Source organism: Azospirillum sp. A23 (assembly GCF_042938965.1).
GTDB lineage: Bacteria > Pseudomonadota > Alphaproteobacteria > Azospirillales > Azospirillaceae > Azospirillum > Azospirillum melinis.
Map to the genome: position 1 here is coordinate 132,917 of NZ_CP170666.1, position 17,438 is coordinate 150,354.

Sequence of the window (17,438 nt, forward strand, 5' to 3'; positions counted from 1 at the left end):
GCGGGTCAGTTGGAGCGCGTCGATTTCCTGGTGATCGGTGCCGGCATCGCCGGCGCATCCGCGGCCTACGAGCTGGCCGCACAGGGCCGGGTGCTGGTGCTGGAGCGCGAATCGCAGCCCGGCTATCACTCGACCGGCCGCTCGGCGGCGCTCTACACCCAGACCTACGGTCCGGCGCCGATCCGCGCGCTGACGGTGGCGAGTTGGGACTTCTACACCGCCCCGCCCGCCGGCTTCGCCGAGCATGCGATGCTGACCCCGCGCGGCGTCCTCATCGTCGGGCGCGAGCATGAGAGCGACCGGCTGGACGCGGAATACGAACAGGGCCGCAGCCTGACGCCGTCGGTCGAACGCTACGACCGCGAGCAGGTGCTGGCCCGCGCGCCCTTCCTGCGCCCGGACTATGTCGCCGGCGGCGTGTGGGAGCCCGATGCGCGCGACATCGACGTGCATGCTCTGCACCAGGGCTATCTGCGCGGGCTGAAGGCGCGCGGCGGCCGGGTGGTGACCGACGCCGACGTGCGAGCGCTCGCTCGGAAAGATGGGTTGTGGGTGGCGGAGACCGGGGCCGGCAGCTTTGCCGCACCGGTGGTGGTGAACGCAGCCGGCGCCTGGGGGGACGAGCTGGCGAAGCTGGCCGGCGTCGCCACCGTCGGTCTGGTGCCGAAGCGGCGCACCGCCATCACCTTCGACCCGGTGTTCGAGGATCCCGCCGACAAGGCCGGGCTGGACGGCTGGCCGATGGTGTCGGACGTGGCCGAGACCTTCTATGTCAAGCCGGATGCCGGCCGCCTGCTGGCCTCCCCCGCCGACCAGACGCCGATCGAGCCCTGTGACGTGCAGCCGGAGGACATCGACATCGCCATTACGGTGGACCGGCTGGAACAAGCCGCGCGCTTTTCCGTTCGCAGATTGGCCCACCGCTGGGCCGGCCTGCGCAGCTTCGTCGCCGACAAGGTGCCGGTGGTGGGGTTCGCGCCGGATGCGGAGGGGTTCTTCTGGCTGGCAGGCCAGGGCGGCTACGGCATCCAGACGGCGCCGGCCATGGGCCGGGTGGCGGCCGGGCTGGCCACCGGACGCGGCCTGCCGGAGGATGTGCGGGCGCTGGGCGTGACCGAGTCGGATCTGTCGCCGGCCAGGAAGCGCTAACAGGGAAATCGGCAGTCGCCCGTCGGGGCGGAGGAGGCCTGCGATGCGTGTGCGTCGGTCGGTTGTGCATCGGTCGGGGACGATGAGCGGGCGTGCTCTTGCCGTGGCGGCGCTGGCCGCCACCGGCGCGCTCGGCGGCTGTGCCAACCCCGCGGCGGACGAGGCGCTGGTGGCGCAGACCGCCCTGGTCGGCATGCCGAAGGAAACGCTGCTGTCCTGCGCCGGGGTGCCGGAACGCCAGGCCAGCGTCGACAACCGCGAGTTCTTCACCTACCGCAGCTCCCGCCTCGTCTCCTACCCAAGCCCGCCGCCGGTGGGCTATTACGGCGGCTGGGGCTGGCCTTACTACGGCTATGGCGCCGGCTGGCCGTCCTATGGTTATGAAGTCAACAGCTTCGACTGTGAAGCAACCTTCAGTTTGAGGAATGGCGTGGTCGAGCGCGTCGTGTATGGCGGCGCCACCGGCGGATCGGCGCGACTTGGCCAATGCTATGCCATCGTCCAGAACTGCATGGCGCTGGTTCCGCAACGGACGATCAAACCAAGCCCTTGATTTCCTTGTCCATGCGACAACTCGTCACTGTTGCATAGCTGCTGCATCAGGAGAGGAAGGGTTGTAGCCCCCCTAGTACCCGTACTCGGTGTCTGGTAATAGCTCCATCGGCTGATGCCACAGAACAGCAACAACGCATTGCCTGGAGCAGACCCCATGACCATCCTGTCGCGCGCCGCCGCCGCCCTGCTGGCGACCTCGGCCCTTGTCGCCATCGCTTCCCCGTCGCTCGCTCAGGACTTCAAGGGTAAGTCGGCCGGCGACATCGTCGTTCGTGCGCGCGGCCTGGCCGTGCTGCCTCAGGAAAAGGGCACGATCAACAACACGACGCTGGGTGACGTCGGCTCGGCCAAGGTCGGCAACGACTACATTCCGGAAGTCGATTTCACCTACTTCTTCACCGACAACATCGCCGCCGAGCTGATCGCCGGCACCAGCCGTCACCGCGTGAAGGGCAACCTGATCGCCGCCGCCGGTGGCGTCACCGAGATTGGCAAGGTCTCGCTGCTGCCGCCGACCCTGACCGTGCAGTACCACTTCCTGCCGAAGGAGCGCATCAGCCCGTACGTCGGCGCCGGCATCAACTACACCCTGTTCTACAACGAGGATGCGGCCGAGAGCCCCAACGCCGGCGGCCTGCGCATCACCGACACCAACTACAAGAACCGCTTCGGCTGGGCCCTGCAGGCCGGTGTCGACGTTGCCCTGACCGGCAACTGGTCGCTGAACTTCGATGTCAAGAAGGTCTTCCTGAAGACCGACGTGACCGCCAACGCCCGCCTGGGCTCCGCCGTCCTGCCGGTCACCTCGAAGGTCACCCTGGACCCGTGGCTGGTCGGCGTCGGCGTCGGCTACCGCTTCTAAGACTAGGTTTCGGGACCCGTCCCGGGCATCCGAAGGGCTGCCTCTCCCATTTGGGGGAGGCAGCCTTTTTTCTTTTTACCGTCAGCCTTGCGGATTGTACGGTCATTCCCATGATTCCGATATAGGGGTCATCGGAAGGGAGGCCGTACCGTCATGCATGTTGCAGCCGTTTTGAAGCGCAAGGGCAACAGGATCGTCTCTGCCGCACCGGACGACAGCGTTGCCGCCGTCACCCGCCTGCTGACCGAGCATCGGATCGGCGCCGTGCTGGTGATCGATAGCGACGGGCAGCCGGTCGGCATTCTGTCGGAACGCGATGTCGTGCGGGCAATCGCCCGCAACGGTGCCGCGGCCCTGGACGGCCCGGCCGCGAACCTGATGACGCGCGAGTTGATCACCGCCGCCCCGACCGACACCGTCGCCGACATGATGGCGGTGATGACCGAACGGCGCATCCGCCATGTGCCCATCGTCGAGGCCGGCCGGGTGATCGGCGTCATCAGCATCGGCGACGTGGTGAAGGCCCGCATCGACGATGCCGAACTGGAGGTCGAGTCGCTGCGCGGCTACGTCGCCGGCATGGGCTGACCCGGCTCCCGCAGCCTGAAAAGCAAACGCCCCGCCGGAGCGATCCGGCGGGGCGTTTGCTTTTGCTCGGAAAGAGCGGGGTCAGGCCGAGTGCGACTGCGGGAAGGCCATCGCCGCCTGGGTGCGGTTGCGCACGCCCAGCGACTTGAAGATCGCCGTCATGTGGATCTTCACCGTGCCTTCGGACAGGCCCAGCTCGTGGGCGATCTGCTTGTTCGACTTGCCTTCGCGCAGACGGTCCAGCACCTCGCGCTGGCGCTGGGTCAGCAGCTGTTCCAGCTGCGGATCGGTCGGCGGAATGACAGAGCCGCCGCCACGCTGGTCGGGCTCGTTCCCCTCGCGCAGAACCGTCGCCGGCACATAGACGCCGCCGGAGAAGATCAGGTCGAGCGCGCTCAGCATGATCTTCACGCTGGACGATTTCGGGATATAGCCCGCAGCGCCGTTCTCCAGCGCCTCGCGCACGTCGGCCTGCGCCTCCGATGCGGAGATCACGACGACCTTCGCGTTCGGCTGCCGGTCGCGCAGCATGCCGATGCCGGAAAAGCCGGGCCATCCCGGCATGCGCAGGTCGGTCAGGACGAGGTCATAGGTCTCGTCCTTCGATGCCGCCATGTCCAGAAGCTCATCGAAATTGCTTGCCTCCGCGAAGGTGGCATTATCTCGAAGCTGCTCAAGCAGACGGCGAAGACCTTCCCGAAACAGGACGTGATCATCACCGATCAGGATCTTCATCGCTCAAACTCCTGAACCATGCTGCCCCTCCGAAAGACGCCCAAAGGGCTTGAGAAAAGGAGGGGGTTGTCGCCACCCGCATATTCCCTAAAATCCAAAGGATATAGCAGGCACCGGCCGAACGTAATCTCTGTTGAGATGTAACACGCAGGGACGATGACCGACAACCGGAAATTAACTTTTGTCACCGCTCCGAAGGCCTAAGGGACAGGGACCGCACTTCCCACCGGTGATATTTCCAAAGAGCTATGACAATTTCAGGTCAATGTGCGAATGCGCCGCTGGATCTGCGGAAAGCGCGCAAAAAAAGAGCCGGTCCGGCGCCATTTCAGGGCACCGGACCGGCATTGAAGTTGCGCGTCCCGGAGGACGGACGGAGTAGGGATCGACTGGTCCGTCAGGAAGACGGACCAGGGATCGAGGGATCCGTCAGAAGGCGGCGTCTTCCAGTTCCATCAGCGGCTTGGCGCCGGCGGCGATGGTGATGAACAGGCTGTTGGTCTGCGGCAACAGCTTGGTCATGTAGAAACGCGCGGTCTTGATCTTGGCATCAAAGAAGGCGGCATTGCCTTCCCCGGCTTCGAGCCTGGCCTGCGCCTTCTCCACCATGGTCAGCCAGCTCCAGCCCAGCGCCACCAGCCCGAACAGGCGCAGATAGTCGCTGGCAGCGGCACCGGCCTCCTCCGGATCCTTCAGACCCTTCTGGGCAATGAGGGCCGTGGCCTGCTGCAGCTTGGCGAAGGCCTTGGCCAGCGGCATCACGAACTCGCCCAGCTCGTCCTTCTCCATCGCCGCCTCGATGTCGCGGCCGACGGGGTGGAAGAAGTGGCGGAGCAGGCGGCCGATGTCCTGCGGCAGCTTGCGCCCGACGAGGTCGAGCGCCTGGATGCCGTTGGTGCCCTCATAGATCTGGCAGATGCGGGCATCGCGGACATACTGCTCGACGCCGGTCTCCCAGATGAAGCCGTGGCCGCCATGGACCTGCACGGCGATGTTGGCCGAATCGAAACCGATGTCGGTGAACAGCGCCTTGACGATCGGCGTCATCAGCTGGACGAACTCGTCGGCATCGCGGCGGGTGCGCTCGTCGGGATGCTTCTCCGCCACGTCGAGCTTGTAGGCGGTCAGTGCGCCGAGCGCACGCGCCCCTTCGGTGAAGGCGCGGGCGGTCAGCAGGTTCTTGCGCACGTCGGGATGGACGATGATCGGGTCGGCCGGCTTGTCCGGTGCCTTCACCCCCGACAGCGAGCGGCCCTGGAGCCGTTCGCGGGCATAGTTGACGGCGTTCTGGTAGGACACCTCGGCCAGACCCAGCCCCTGGATGCCCACGGCCAGACGGGCCGCGTTCATCATCACGAACATGGCGCGCATGCCCTTGTGCGGCTCGCCGACCAGCCAGCCGGTGGCGTCCTCGAAGTTCATGACGCAGGTCGACGACGCCTTGATGCCCATCTTGTGCTCGATGGAGCCGCAGGCGACGCCGTTGCGCGCCCCCGGCTTCCCGTCGGCGTCGGGCATGAACTTCGGCACAAGGAACAGGCTGATGCCGCGGGTGCCGGCCGGGGCGTCGGGCAGACGGGCCAGCACCAGATGCAGGATGTTCTCGGTCAGGTCATGCTCGCCGGCCGAGATGAAGATCTTGGTGCCGGTGATCTTGTAGCCGCCCTCCCCGTCGGGCACCGCCTTGGTGCGGATGATGCCCAGGTCGGTGCCGCAATGCGGCTCGGTCAGGCACATGGTGCCGGACCAGGTTCCGTCGACCAGCTTGGGCAGGAAGCGCTGCTTCAGCTCGTCGGAGCCGTACATCGCCAGCGCGTTGTAGGCACCGAGAGACAGGCCGGGATACATGCCGAAGCTGAGGTTGGCGGAGCAGATGAACTCCTCCAGCATGGTGTTGACCAGCTTCGGAAGCCCCTGCCCGCCATAGGCCGGATCGCAGGCCAGCCCCTGCCAGCCGGCATCAATGTAGGTGCTGTAGGCTTCCTTGAAGCCCTTGGGCGTGCGGACCTCGCCATTCTCGAAATGGCAGCCTTCGCCGTCGCCCGACTGGTTCAGCGGGAACAGGACCTCCTCGCACAGCTTGGCGCCTTCCTCCAGCACCTGGCCGACGAGTTCCGGCGTGGCGTCCTCATAGCCCGGCAGGGCCGACAGCTTGTCCAGACCGACGATCTCGTCCAGGACGAAGCGCACATCCTCAAGCGGAGCCTTGTAGATCGGCATCTCTCGTTCCTCCCCCTCAGTTCCGCAGCGGCTTGCCGGTGAGCAGCATGTGCTCGATCCGGTCGATGGTGCCGCCGGTGCGCACCAGCCCCATGAACGCCTCGCGCTCCAGCCGCAGGATGTGGTCCTCGCCGACCGGCTTGGAGATGTCGGCCTCCTCGCCGCCGCTCAGCACCTCGGCCAGCGCGGCGCAGACCACCGTGTCGTGCGGCGTGACCTTGCCCTGCAGGGCGAAGCCTTCCACCGCCAGCTCCATCGCCGCCTTGGCGCTGGGGCCGGGCAGGACGTAGCTGGTGGTCTTCTCCGGCGCGGTGTAGTCCGCCGCCAGTTCCAGCGCCTTGGCCTTGGCGTCGGCCAGCAGCCGGTCGCGGTTCATGGTGATGCCGTCGGTGGCGCGGAAATACAGCAGTTCCTTGGCCTCGGCCGCCGACTTGGCGACGGTGGCGGTGCTGATGATCTCGAAGGCCTTGGCGATGCCGGGCATCGGACCGCGCGGCGCCTTCGGGTTGGCCTGATGGCGGGCCAGCATCTCGGTGCAGCCGCCCCAGGCCGGGATCAGGCCGACGCCGACCTCGACGAGGCCGACATAGGTCTCGGCATGGGCCTGGACATGGTCGGAATGCAGCAGGATCTCGCAGCCGCCACCGAGCGCCATGCCGCTGGGGGCCGCCACCACCGGGAAGGGCGCGTATTTCAGCGCGCGGTAAGTGCGCTGACCGCCCTCCACCATCTCCTCGATCTGCGGCCACAGGCCAATGTTCAGCGCGAACAGGGCGAGGCCGAGATTGGCACCGACCGAGAAATTGTCGGCCTCGTTGTGGATGACCAGCGCCTTCCAGTCACCTTTGCCGTCGCCGATCAGGCGCATCGCCTTCTCGTAGGCGGCCATGATGTCTCCGTCGACGGCGTTCATCTTGCTGGTGAACTCGACGCACAGCACGCCGTCGCCGATGTCCCACAGGCTGGCGGAGCCGTTCTTCCACACCGGCTTGCCGGCGGCCCGCTTGATGTCCGACAGCAGCAGCACGCCGTCCGGACGCACCACCGTGTCGTAGACGCCGGCGGTGGTCAGGTGCTGGAGCTTGCCGCCTTCGACCCGGTAGAAGGGACGGCCGGCAGCGGTCTCGACCAGCGCCGGGACCGGGATGCCTTCGGAGCGGCACAGCTCGGCGAACCAGTCGGTGCCCAGCCGGTCGATCAGCTCGAACGGGCCCTGCTTCCAGTTGTAGCCGAGCCGCATGCCCTCATCGACGGCGACGATGCTGTCGGCGATCTCCGGCACCAGGCTGGCGGCATAGGCCAGCGTCTGCGCCAGGACGCGGCGGGCGAAACGGCCGCCCTTGTCCGGGTGCTCGCACAGCTTGCGCAGGTCGCGGCCGGCGGATGAGACGCTGTCCAGCCGGGCCTTCTCCGACGGGGCGTAGTCGCCGGTCTGGAGGTCGACCGACTCCTTCACCTTGCCGCCGCCGGCCTTGTTGATGCGGTAGAAGCCGCCCTTGCCCTTGCGGCCGGTATAGCCCTCCGCGATCATCTTCGTGATGACCGGGTGCTCGCGCATCTGGCCGCGATAGGCGTCGTTTGCCGGCAGGGTCGCCGACATGCTCTTGGCGATGTGCGGCATCAGGTCGAGCCCGACGAGGTCCATCAGGCCGAAGACACCGGTCTTTGGGATGCCCATCGGACGGCCGCCGACGGCGTCCGCCTCCTCCACCGTCAGGCCGAGATCGACCGCGGCATTCACCGCCGCCTGGATCCAGAAGACGCCGATGCGGTTGGCGATGAAGCCCGGCGTGTCCTTGCAATGGACAACGCCCTTGCCGAGACGACGGTCGCAGACATCGGCGATGGCGGCCAGCGCATCGGCACGGGTGTCGGCGCCGCCGACGATCTCCAGCAGCCGCATGTAGCGCGGCGGGTTGAAGAAGTGGGTGATCAGGAAGTCGCGGCGGAACTGCTCGCCCTGCCCCTCGGTCAGCACCGCCAGCGGGATGGTGGAGGTGTTGGACGATACCACCGAGCCCGCCTTGCGCACCGGGTCGATGCGCTTGTAGAGGTCGGCCTTGATCGCCGGGTTCTCGACGATGGCCTCGACGATCCAGTCGACGTCGGCCAGCAGGTTCAGGTCGTCCTCAAGATTGCCGGGTGTGATCAGCTTGGCGTTCTTGGGATGCATGAAGGGGGCCGGATCGGTCTTCAGCATCTTCGCCACCGCGCCCTTGGCGATGGCGCTGCGGTCGGCCCCCTCCTTCATAGGGATGTCGAGCAGGACGCAGGGGATGCCGGCGTTGGCGAAATGGGCGGCGATGCCGGCGCCCATCACGCCCGCACCGATCACGGCGGCGCGTTCGATCTTCATGGTCGTTTCCTCCCCGATCCCGTTCGTCAGACCGCTTCCAGGATGGTGGCGATGCCCTGGCCGCCGCCGATGCACTGGGTCGCCAGCGCGAACTGCTTGCCTTCGCGCTTCAGCAGGGCCGCGGCCTTGCCGGTGATGCGGGCGCCGGTGGCGCCCAGCGGATGGCCGAGCGCCAGCGCACCGCCGTCCGGGTTGATGCGGGACGGGTCGATGTCGAGGTCGCGCATGCAGGCGATGGCCTGGGACGAGAAGGCCTCGTTGATCTCGATGATGTCGATGTCGTTGATCGACAGGCCGGCGCGGGCCAGCGCCTTGCGGGTGGCCGGGACCGGACCCAGCCCCATCAGTTCCGGCGCGCAGCCGGCGACGGCGACCGAGCGGATCTTCGCCAGGATCGGCAGGCCGTTGGCGCGGGCATACTCCTCCGTCGTCACCAGCACGGCGGCGGCGCCGTCGGTCAGCGGCGAGGAGGTGCCGGCGGTCACGGTGCCGTCGGCGGTGAAGGCCGGCTTCAGCCCCGACAGGCTGTCGGCATTGGTGCCGGGACGGATGCAGCCGTCCTTGTCGACCAGACCGGCCGGGGTCTGGATGCCGACGATCTCGTCGGCCATGCGGCCGGATGCCTGCGCTTCGGCGGCCTTGGCGTGCGAGGCGACGGCGAGCGCCTCCTGCTCGGCGCGGGAGATGGCGTATTTGCGGGCGACATTCTCCGCGGTGATGCCCATCGAGCAGTAGGCCTCGGGGTAGGAGGCCTTCAGCGCCGGGTTCGGCATCGGGTTGAAGCCCATGATCGGCACGCGGGTCATCGATTCGACGCCGCCGCAGAGGAATACCTCGCCGGCCCCCATCTGGATGGCGCCGGCCGCCTGATGGATCGACTGCATGGAGGAGCCGCAATAGCGGTTCACCGTGGTGGCCGCGGCGGTCTGCGGCAGCTTGGCCAGGAAGGCGATGCTGCGAGCGACGTTCAGGCCCTGCTCGCCTTCGGGGAAGGAGCAGCCGACGATCACATCCTCGATGTCGTCGGTCTTCAGGCCGGTGCGCTCGACCAGCGCCGCGAAGACGCGGGCCAGCAGATCGTCGGGGCGGACCTTGGTCAGCTCGCCCTTGTGGGCGAAGGCGAAGGGCGAACGGGCATAACCGGCGATGACGACCGACTTCATGAGTGCTTCTCCTCCATGTCCTGCGTCTCCGTGATGCCGTTGCGGCGAAGATGCTCGGAGATCTGGGTGTCGATGGTGCACAGCTCCGCCAGCGTCTGCTGGACGTCGGCAAGCTGCTGTTCAAGTGCGGAAATCCGGCGGCGCGCGATGGAGCGCATGTAGCGCATCTGCTCGATCTGGGCGTCGTCGGTGTCGTAGAGGTTCAGGAAATCCTTGATCTCGGCCAGGCTGAAGCCCAGCCGCTTGCCCCGGCAGATCAGCGCCAGACGGGCGCGGTCGCGGTGGGTGTAAACGCGGGCACTGCCGATCCGCTCCGGCGACAGCAGCCCTTCATCCTCGTAATGGCGGATGGTGCGGTGGGTCAGACCGAACTCCCCGGCCAGTTCGCCGATGGCGAGCCGCTGGCCGGACAGGCAGCCATCGCCGCCCTCCTCCCCCGTCTCCATCGCGCCGTTGCCGAACGAAAGCCGATCCACTCCGCCTGCTCCCTTCCTTGACGTTTACGTAAAGGTAAGGTCGATGCCGCTTTCTGTCAACAGACTTGTTGACCATGCCAACCAGTTGGCAGGCCAGCAGGAAGAATCTGTCCGGCCACCAATAGGTGCGGCGCGCCCGCACAGTGACAGGATGCCACGCCCCGGCACTCCCAATAGCTGTGGCAGGCTTTGCGGTGAACGCACGCGTCCACCCCATTCCCCTATCGGATGTGGGAAGCGGGGGCGGCAAAAAACAGGCGGCCGGAAGGCCGTGACGGGTTCAGGGCGGGTTTTGAAAGTTTCGGGCGGATCAGGACAGGGGACAGGAGACAACCCATGTCGGCGCGCGCCATCGTATCGTTGGGCGTCTGGATACTGGCCATGGTGCTGATCGGCACCATGACGGTCGGCCTTGCATTGGCCTTTTACCTGATGCTGACCCTGGCTTTCGCCGTGGTGGTCGCAGGATTGACCCTGCTCGCCCGGCGGCGGGACAACCACCGGGGCGAGCAGAGCTACCTTTAGCCATCGTTCGCTTGCCTTGAAGCGCCGGCTGGATCGGCCGGTCGGGGGGCGCCGTTGCCGGCGCCCCCTACGCCTGTACCCGGACTCACTCCGGCAGCACGCGCAGCCGGGAGGCGGCGGTGCGGGCGGACAGGTGGGGACGCTGGAGATCCTGCACCTGGGCGCCGGGGGCCGCGAAGTCGCCGGGTGTGACGGCGCGGACCAGATAGACCAGCCGGAAGCGGGGGGCCGCCTTCGGCAGGTCGACGGCGGCCAGGAAGCGGTCCTCCCGGAACTCGACATTGCGGGCGGACGACAGGTCGCCCAGCCAGGACAGCTTGCCGAGCTGGCCGCTGTTGGCGAGCCGGACATTCTCGATCTCGAAGCCGGCCGGCAGCGGATCGCTGACCATCACCGAATGATCGAGCGGGTCGCCGACTTCGCCCTCCAGGATCACCACCAGCAGGTCGTTGTGGCGGATGCCGGCCGGATCGACCGGACGGCCGGCCATGTCGAACAGGCGGCGGCGGATGGTCATCCCCTGCTCCTCCGCGCCGGCCGGCTGGTCGGGCACGCCCGTCACCGAGACGATCTGCCGGACCTCGCCGCCCAGATTGCGGATGACGGGCGGGGCGGCGGGATCGACGGCCAGGATCTGCGGCTTGGCGTTCTCCACCGTCTGCTCGCCGATGGCGAGCTTCATCGGAGCCGCCCGGTCGATCAGCGCCTTGGAGGCCAGCAGCAGCCAGGCCTGCTCCTGCAGGTTGGTGGTGCGGACGGCGGCGAAGGTCTTCGCCACACGCTCGGCGGCCTGGAAGATGCGGTCGCGCTCCACGGCACCGCTCTCCGCCATCAGGAAGACGACGCCGGCCTCGTCCCGCAGGGAGGACCCCTGGTCGCGCAGGCTGGCGGTCACCATGCGGGCGCCGGACAGCTTGGAGAAGGCTTCCGCAGCACCCGGCTGGTCGCCCAGCACGGCGGTCGCCGCGGCGATCTGTGCCCGGCCGAAGTCGGTCTGCAGCCGGTCCCAGTAGTTTTCGCGGAAGTAACGCACCGCACCGGCGTCGATCATCTTCGCCCGCGCCAGCACGTAGAGCGCATAGGCACGGCCCGGCAGATCGGCGGTCTCGACCCAGGCGTTGTCGATGGCCTGCTTCAGCCAGTCCAGCCCCTTGCGATAGGGCTGGTCGGGAATGCGGTAGCCCGCCGCCTTGGCCCGGCCCAGCACATCCACCGCATAGGCGGTCAGCCAGGGATCGAGATCGCCCTTCGGCGACCAGGGGGAGAAGGCGCCGTCGATGCGCTGGAAGGTCAGCAGCCGGTCGACGCCGCGCTGGACGCGCGCCTTGATGCGGTCCTCCGGCGCGATGCCGAGGCCGGCGGCGACGTCGCTCATCGACAGCAGCGGCAGGATGCGGCTGGCGGTCTGCTCCGCTCCGCCCGCGGCGGCGCGGTCGAGCGCGAAGAGCAGGCCCGGCACGTCCAGATCCGGCAGCGGAGAGACCTCCGCACCGACCGCGACGGTCTCCGGCCGCAGGCCGGCGGTGATGTCGGCCGGAACCGTCAGGCCCTTGTCGGTCGGCAGGGCGGCGACGCTGCGGCGCGAGATCGGCGGCGAGGCCGGCCGCACCGTCACATCCCAGCGGCGGGTGACGCGCACGCCGTCGGGACCGGTGACGTCCAGCGTGACGTGGCCGGCCCCGACCGCGGTTGCGGTCAGCACACGGCCGGCGGTCGCCCGCTTGCCGCGCACCAGCTTCGGCACGGCCAGCTCATTGCCCGATTCGCCGCCCGACTCTGTTTGGACGATGGAGACGGCGCCCTCGGCGGTCAGCGTCATGCGGTAATCGCCGGACGGGCCGCTCAGGTTGTCGAGCGACAGCAGGACCTGCGCCGAATCGCCGGGGGCGAGGAAGCGCGGCAGCACCGCGTCGGCGACGACCGCGTCGCGCACCAGCATCTGGCTTTCCGCCTGGCCGATCCGCCCTTCGCTCCAGGCCACCGCCATCAGGCGCAGGCGCCCCTGGAAATCGGGCAGGTCGAAGGGAACCGAAACCTTGCCGTCGGCGCCGACGGTCAGGATGCCGGAATAGAGCGAGACCACCCGTTCCGACTTGGGCGGAACCATCCCGGAGATCTGGCGCAGGCGCGGCGTCGGCTGCACCGGCGGCCGGGCGGCGTCCAGGCCGGCCGGATCGATCAGGCGGCCGTAGGAATCGCGCAGTTCCACGGTCAGCGGACGCTTGCGCAGGTAATGGCGGGCCGGATCGGGCGACGGCTGATCGGTCAGCTGCATCACCGATTCGTCGACGGCGGCCAGCGTGACGAAGGCCTGCTTGCCTTCGGCGACGCCATCCACCGCGATGTCGGCGGTCATGGCGCGGCGAGGTTCCGTCTCGGCCGGGGCGGAGAGCCGGACGTCCAGCGTGCGCGGGGCCTTGTCCATCGCCAGCCAGGCGAGGCCGACGGCGCGGCGCGGCGGCTTCTTCGACTGCGGGTCGGAGGTGGCGAAGGCGGTCGCCAGCACATGGGCGCCGCTGGTCCAGCCCTGCCCGACCGGGATTTCCAGGAAGGCGCCCTGCGGACCGATGGCGCGGGTGACGGCATAGCTGACGCCGCGGTCTGCCACCGCCACCAGCACCTGGCTGTCATAGGGCGGCTTGACGAAGACCCAGGCACTTTCGCCGGCGCGATAGGCCGGCATCATCACCGAGACGTCGACCGCGTCCGGGCGGTCGCCGGCGGTCGGGGTCATCCACCAGCCGGCGGCGAAGCGGAAGCTGCTGGCGACGCCGGTCTTGGGGTCGAACACCTCCAGCCGGTAGCGGCCGGCGGCGACCGGGGTCTCCACCGAGGCCGGGGCGGCGGCCTGGGCCGACAGCGACCCGCCGGTCACCCGCTGGTCCTTCACCGTGACCTTGTAGTCCCAGCGGCCGTTGGCCTCGTACCACGCATAGTCGTACTCCTCCTCGAACAGCTCGTAGGAGAGGTCGGCGCGGTCGGTCGGCTTGCCGTCGGGGCCGACGGCGATCACGTCGAAGCCGGCGGTGGCCCCTTCCGGCACGCCGTCGCCTTCGAAGCGCGGCTTGATGCCGACGGCGAAGGGCTGGTGGCGCACCGGCAGCACGAAGTCGCGGCCGACCGGGCGTCCGCCGATGTCGAACAGGGTGGCGCGCACCACCGCCTCCAGCGGACGGGTGCTGTCGGGCGGGCGCGGCAGCTTGACCTTCAGGCGGGCGGAGCCGTTGGAGTCGGTGATGAAGCCCGGCAGGTCGGCGCGGGCCGGCTTCACCTCCTCCTGCACCAGACCGAAATGGTAGCCCGGCAGGGTGGGATAGGGGTTGGCGGCGGCGCGCAGCGTCACCGTCAGCTCGCCCGGCAGGCCGGAGGCCGGCGCGCCGTAAAGATAATGGCTGTCGAGCGCGATGTCGGCCTCGCCGTCGGAGGCCAGCTCCGTCGTCGGGGAGGTGAGCGCCACGTCCAGCCGCGGCGGCACGAAATCCTCCAGCAGGAACTCCACCCTGCCGATGGCCGGGCCGTCCGGCTCGGCATGGGCGGTGACGATCCAGTTGCCGGGATAGGCATTCATCGGCAGGTCGATGCGCGTGGCATAGCCGCCGGCCCCGCTATCGGCCAGGCTGCGCCGCTCGACCTCGAGGCCGTCGGGGCGCAGGACGCGGATGGTCAGCTGCTTGCCGGCCGGCGGCGGGTTGAGGTCGGCGTCGCGCAGCAGGGCGGTCAGTTGCACCGTCTCGCCCGGCCGGTAGATGCCGCGCTCGGTGTAAAGATAGGTGTCGAGTCCGCCGGCTGCCGGGCGGACGACGCCGACCGGCTTGTCCTGGGCCTCGGCCGGCGGGGCGCCGCCGGCGGTCAGGTCGAGAACGGCGAAGTCGCCGTCGCCGCGCGCGGCGAACAGCGCCTGGACCGGTTCGGCCCCGGCGGCGCGCAAGGCTGCGAGGTCGAAGCGGCCGAGCCCGTCCTCGCCGGTCTGGAGGCGTCCCAGCTCGGTGCCGTTGCGGGCGACCAGACGCAGTTCCACCCCGGCGGCGGGTGCCGCGGTCTGGACGGACCGGGAGAAGACCACCAGCGAGTCGTCGCCCAGGATGGTGTTGAGGCCGAGGTCGGAAACGACGAACCACTGGGTCGCCTTGCGGTCCCAGCCGCCCGGCTTGATCTCGTCGGCGCCGGCGATGGCGACATAGACGCCGGGGTCGAGCTTGCCCAGCACGGCGTCGATCGGGAAGGCGGTGGTGACGGTGCGGTTCGGCTGGTTGCCGATGCCCATCTCGCCGCGCCACACCTCCTGGCCCGACTTGTCCAGGATCTCGCCGATGTCGTAGTCGGTCATCTGCTGGGTGATGCGGCCGAAATAGATCTTCTCGACCAGCGCCCGGTCGGCGATGCGCAGGACCTGAAGCTTCGCCCGATCCAGATTGATCGAGCGCAGCGGCAGCCCTTCGGCGCCGACGCGCGGCAGGATGTAGCCGGCACCGCGGAAGGCCAGCGACGGCTTGCGGTTGGGCACCTGCACCTCGCGGGTGTCGGCGGCCGGCAGGCGCTTGCCGTCGGCGCCGGGCAGCCCGTCCTTCAGCGTGACGCGGTAGCTGTCGCCGTGGCGCAGCCCCTCGACGCAGAGCGTGCGGTCGCGGGCGATGGCGGCACCGTCGACCGCCGGCTCCACCGTGACATAGTCGCGGTAGTTGACGGCACGCGAGCGCTCCAGCCGGTCGGTGAAGGTGAAGCAGGCCTGTGGCGTATCGCGCTCGGCCACCACCTCGACGCTGGATACGCCGAAGGGCACCGGCTCGGCCGGCGGGTCGGCGGCGAAGGTCTGGGATACGGTGAGCGTGCCGGAGCACGCGGCAAGAACGGCACAGACACGCGCCAGCGCACGCAACATTATAGACAGGCCCCAATTCCGCGGGTGGATCCGGAAGCACGCGGCCGGGGGCAGCCCTGGCGTCGGCTCGGACCTGGATAAAACCGGCGCGGAGTATGCCCAAGCGGCAGGGGTTTCGCCATGGCTTTGCGGCGCCGTCCCGAAGATCGCTTTGATCGCGCGCCGGAAACGGCAGGCGGCGGCAGGGTCAGGCGGCGAATTCCAGCGTGACCTGGCTGCCCTGCCCCGGCCGGCTGTCGATGCGGAGGCTGCCGCCATGCGCCTCGATCAGCGACTTGACGATGGGCAGGCCGAGGCCGGTGCCGCGGCCGGGCTGGGTGGTGAGCGCGGAGGTCTGGCCGAAGGGAATGGAGGCCTGCCGCAACTCCTCCGCCGTCATGCCGATGCCGTTGTCGGTGACGCGGACGACGCAGCGGCCATTCACCCCGCGCGCGACGCTGACCAGCACCCGCCCGTTCTCCGGCGTGAATTTCAGGGCGTTGCCCAGCAGGTTCAGCAGCATCTGCTTCAGCGCCCGCTCGTCCGCGCGCACCAGCGTGGGCGACAGCGGGCGGTTGATCTCCAGCCGGATCGACTTCTGCTCCGCCTGGGGGGCGACGATGCGGAGCGCCCATTCGGCGGCGGCGACCGGGTCGACATCCTCCATCAGCAGGGCGAATTTGCCGGCCTGCAGGCGCGACAGGTCGAGGATGTCGTCGATCAGGGTCAGCAGATGCTGGCCGGAGGCATGGATGTCGCGGGCATAGTCGGCGTAGCGCGGACCGGCGTCCTGTCCGAACATCTGGTCCTTGATGATCTCGGAAAAACCGAGGATCGCGTTCAGCGGCGTGCGCAGCTCGTGGCTGACGCGGGCCAGGAAATCGCGGTTGACCGCCAGCGCCGCCGCCAGCCGCTCGGCATTGCGCTGCTGGACCAGCAGGAAGGCGGCGACCAGCAGGATGGAGACGCTGAGCAGCGCCGCGATGATCCGCATCTGCCCACGGAAGCCGGCGACCGCGGCGTCGATGTCCTTCACCGCGATGCCGACGACGAGAATCAGCGGGTAGCCCTCGACCGGCCGGTAGGCGTAGGCGCGGCGGATGCCGTCGGCGATGCTGTCCTGCCAGAAAACCCCGCTCAGCGACTGCTGCAACGCCACCCACAGATTGGAACTGGAGCCGTCGAGCCCGACGGAATCCTTGCCGTCCTTGGAGCCGCGGGCGCGGATGACCCGGTCCAGCCCGACCAGCGTGACCACCCCGTTGCGGCCGACATCGGCCTGCCGGTAGAAGCCCGAGAGGTGATCGGGATCGACATTGGCGACGGCCACGCCGGCGAACTCCCCCGCCGCATCCTCCAGCCGCCGGGAAAAGCGCAGCAGCGGCCGCCCGGTCGCCGAGCCGTTGAAGGGCAGTCCGATCTTCATCAGCGACCGCCCCTCCCCCTGGTGATAGGCGATCAGGCCGCTGCCCTCCAGCCCTTCGGGCGGCCCCATCCCCTCGCTGCGGAAAAGCTGGGCGCCGTCGGGACCGAAGACGCTGAAATGATGGATCAGGCCGGTGTCGTAGAGCCCGTCGTCGATGATGCGGCGGGCGCGGGGCAAGCCGCCTTCGGCATAGCGTTCGGCGAAGGAGCGCAGCGTGGTGTCGACGTCATGCATGGTGCGGCTGGTGCTGCTTTCATAAGCACGTGCCGTCGTCTGGGCATTGACGATGGCCTCCCGCATCTGGCTTTCCAGCATGGAGGACGCCATCAGGGCATAGCCGGCCCACACCCCGGCCAGCGCCAGGGCAGTCGCCATCAGGATGCCGTTCCGGATGGACAGCGCCCTGATGGAGGGGAACCGAAAGGTCGGGAGACGTGGCATGCCCTGCGCTCCGCCGTTCCACCGCCCCCCGCATCCGGTCCGCAGCGCCGATCCGTAACGTCGGGCGCGATGCGGCGGGGGTGG

Annotated in this window: 12 protein-coding genes; 5 read left to right on the forward strand and 7 right to left on the reverse strand. The window is 68.6% G+C overall.

Annotated elements, in window-relative coordinates; genetic code table 11:
* Positions 1–9 precede the first annotated feature (9 nt).
* The 4 genes from ABNQ40_RS09695 (at position 10) to ABNQ40_RS09710 (ending at position 3,154) form a co-directional block, all read left to right on the forward strand.
* Positions 10–1,149, forward strand: a complete 1,140-nt coding sequence (locus tag ABNQ40_RS09695) for an NAD(P)/FAD-dependent oxidoreductase (RefSeq protein ID WP_391346332.1) — start codon at positions 10–12, stop codon at positions 1,147–1,149.
* Positions 1,150–1,231: 82 nt separating this feature from the next.
* Entirely contained in the window at positions 1,232–1,702 is a 471-nt protein-coding gene (locus tag ABNQ40_RS09700) for a hypothetical protein (protein ID WP_109047696.1), read from the forward strand.
* A gap of 156 nt (positions 1,703–1,858) precedes the next feature.
* Positions 1,859–2,566, forward strand: a complete 708-nt coding sequence (locus ABNQ40_RS09705; protein WP_247879524.1) for an OmpW family protein — start codon at positions 1,859–1,861, stop codon at positions 2,564–2,566.
* A 153-nt stretch (positions 2,567–2,719) separates the two neighbouring features.
* Positions 2,720–3,154: a CBS domain-containing protein gene (locus ABNQ40_RS09710; RefSeq protein WP_109047694.1), complete on the forward strand. Its 435-nt coding sequence runs from the start codon at positions 2,720–2,722 to the stop codon at positions 3,152–3,154.
* Between the two features lie 81 nt (positions 3,155–3,235).
* Here the strand turns inward: ABNQ40_RS09710 and ABNQ40_RS09715 are convergent, their stop codons facing one another.
* From ABNQ40_RS09715 to ABNQ40_RS09735, 5 genes are all read right to left on the reverse strand, one after another.
* Complete coding sequence (locus tag ABNQ40_RS09715; protein WP_109047693.1) at positions 3,236–3,889, reverse strand: response regulator transcription factor; 654 nt, start codon at positions 3,887–3,889, stop codon at positions 3,236–3,238.
* Positions 3,890–4,318: 429 nt separating this feature from the next.
* A complete protein-coding gene (locus tag ABNQ40_RS09720; protein WP_391346336.1) occupies positions 4,319–6,109 on the reverse strand; it encodes an acyl-CoA dehydrogenase C-terminal domain-containing protein in 1,791 nt (596 codons plus the stop codon).
* Between the two features lie 16 nt (positions 6,110–6,125).
* Positions 6,126–8,465 (reverse strand): 3-hydroxyacyl-CoA dehydrogenase NAD-binding domain-containing protein, encoded by a 2,340-nt coding sequence (locus ABNQ40_RS09725; RefSeq protein WP_391346339.1) that lies wholly within the window; start codon positions 8,463–8,465, stop codon positions 6,126–6,128.
* Positions 8,466–8,491: 26 nt separating this feature from the next.
* On the reverse strand, positions 8,492–9,628 hold the full coding sequence (locus ABNQ40_RS09730) for a thiolase family protein (protein WP_109047690.1): 1,137 nt from the start codon (positions 9,626–9,628) through the stop codon (positions 8,492–8,494).
* Positions 9,625–10,104, reverse strand: coding sequence for a MerR family DNA-binding transcriptional regulator (locus ABNQ40_RS09735; RefSeq protein ID WP_109047689.1), 480 nt, complete (start codon positions 10,102–10,104; stop codon positions 9,625–9,627). Before ABNQ40_RS09735 ends, ABNQ40_RS09730 begins: the two co-directional genes overlap by 4 nt.
* Before the next feature lie 336 nt (positions 10,105–10,440).
* On the opposite strand from ABNQ40_RS09735, the gene ABNQ40_RS09740 reads away from it, so the two are divergent.
* Positions 10,441–10,629 (forward strand): hypothetical protein, encoded by a 189-nt coding sequence (locus tag ABNQ40_RS09740; protein WP_109047688.1) that lies wholly within the window; start codon positions 10,441–10,443, stop codon positions 10,627–10,629.
* Between the two features lie 85 nt (positions 10,630–10,714).
* On the opposite strand, the gene ABNQ40_RS09745 is transcribed toward ABNQ40_RS09740, so the two are convergent.
* Both ABNQ40_RS09745 and ABNQ40_RS09750 read right to left on the reverse strand, forming a co-directional pair.
* On the reverse strand, positions 10,715–15,508 hold the full coding sequence (locus ABNQ40_RS09745; RefSeq protein WP_391346344.1) for an alpha-2-macroglobulin: 4,794 nt from the start codon (positions 15,506–15,508) through the stop codon (positions 10,715–10,717).
* 187 nt (positions 15,509–15,695) lie between these two features.
* On the reverse strand, positions 15,696–17,354 hold the full coding sequence (locus ABNQ40_RS09750; protein WP_109049502.1) for a sensor histidine kinase: 1,659 nt from the start codon (positions 17,352–17,354) through the stop codon (positions 15,696–15,698).
* Between the last annotated feature and the right edge of the window lie 84 nt (positions 17,355–17,438).

Coding starts and splice junctions, on each gene's coding strand:
- ABNQ40_RS09740 (WP_109047688.1), top strand. CDS start 10,441: ATGTCGGCGCGCGCCATCGTATCGTTGGGCGTCTGGATACTGGCCATG.
- ABNQ40_RS09715 (WP_109047693.1), bottom strand. CDS start 3,889: ATGAAGATCCTGATCGGTGATGATCACGTCCTGTTTCGGGAAGGTCTT.
- ABNQ40_RS09705 (WP_247879524.1), top strand. CDS start 1,859: ATGACCATCCTGTCGCGCGCCGCCGCCGCCCTGCTGGCGACCTCGGCC.
- ABNQ40_RS09750 (WP_109049502.1), bottom strand. CDS start 17,354: ATGCCACGTCTCCCGACCTTTCGGTTCCCCTCCATCAGGGCGCTGTCC.
- ABNQ40_RS09720 (WP_391346336.1), bottom strand. CDS start 6,109: ATGCCGATCTACAAGGCTCCGCTTGAGGATGTGCGCTTCGTCCTGGAC.
- ABNQ40_RS09745 (WP_391346344.1), bottom strand. CDS start 15,508: ATGTTGCGTGCGCTGGCGCGTGTCTGTGCCGTTCTTGCCGCGTGCTCC.
- ABNQ40_RS09700 (WP_109047696.1), top strand. CDS start 1,232: ATGAGCGGGCGTGCTCTTGCCGTGGCGGCGCTGGCCGCCACCGGCGCG.
- ABNQ40_RS09730 (WP_109047690.1), bottom strand. CDS start 9,628: ATGAAGTCGGTCGTCATCGCCGGTTATGCCCGTTCGCCCTTCGCCTTC.
- ABNQ40_RS09725 (WP_391346339.1), bottom strand. CDS start 8,465: ATGAAGATCGAACGCGCCGCCGTGATCGGTGCGGGCGTGATGGGCGCC.
- ABNQ40_RS09710 (WP_109047694.1), top strand. CDS start 2,720: ATGCATGTTGCAGCCGTTTTGAAGCGCAAGGGCAACAGGATCGTCTCT.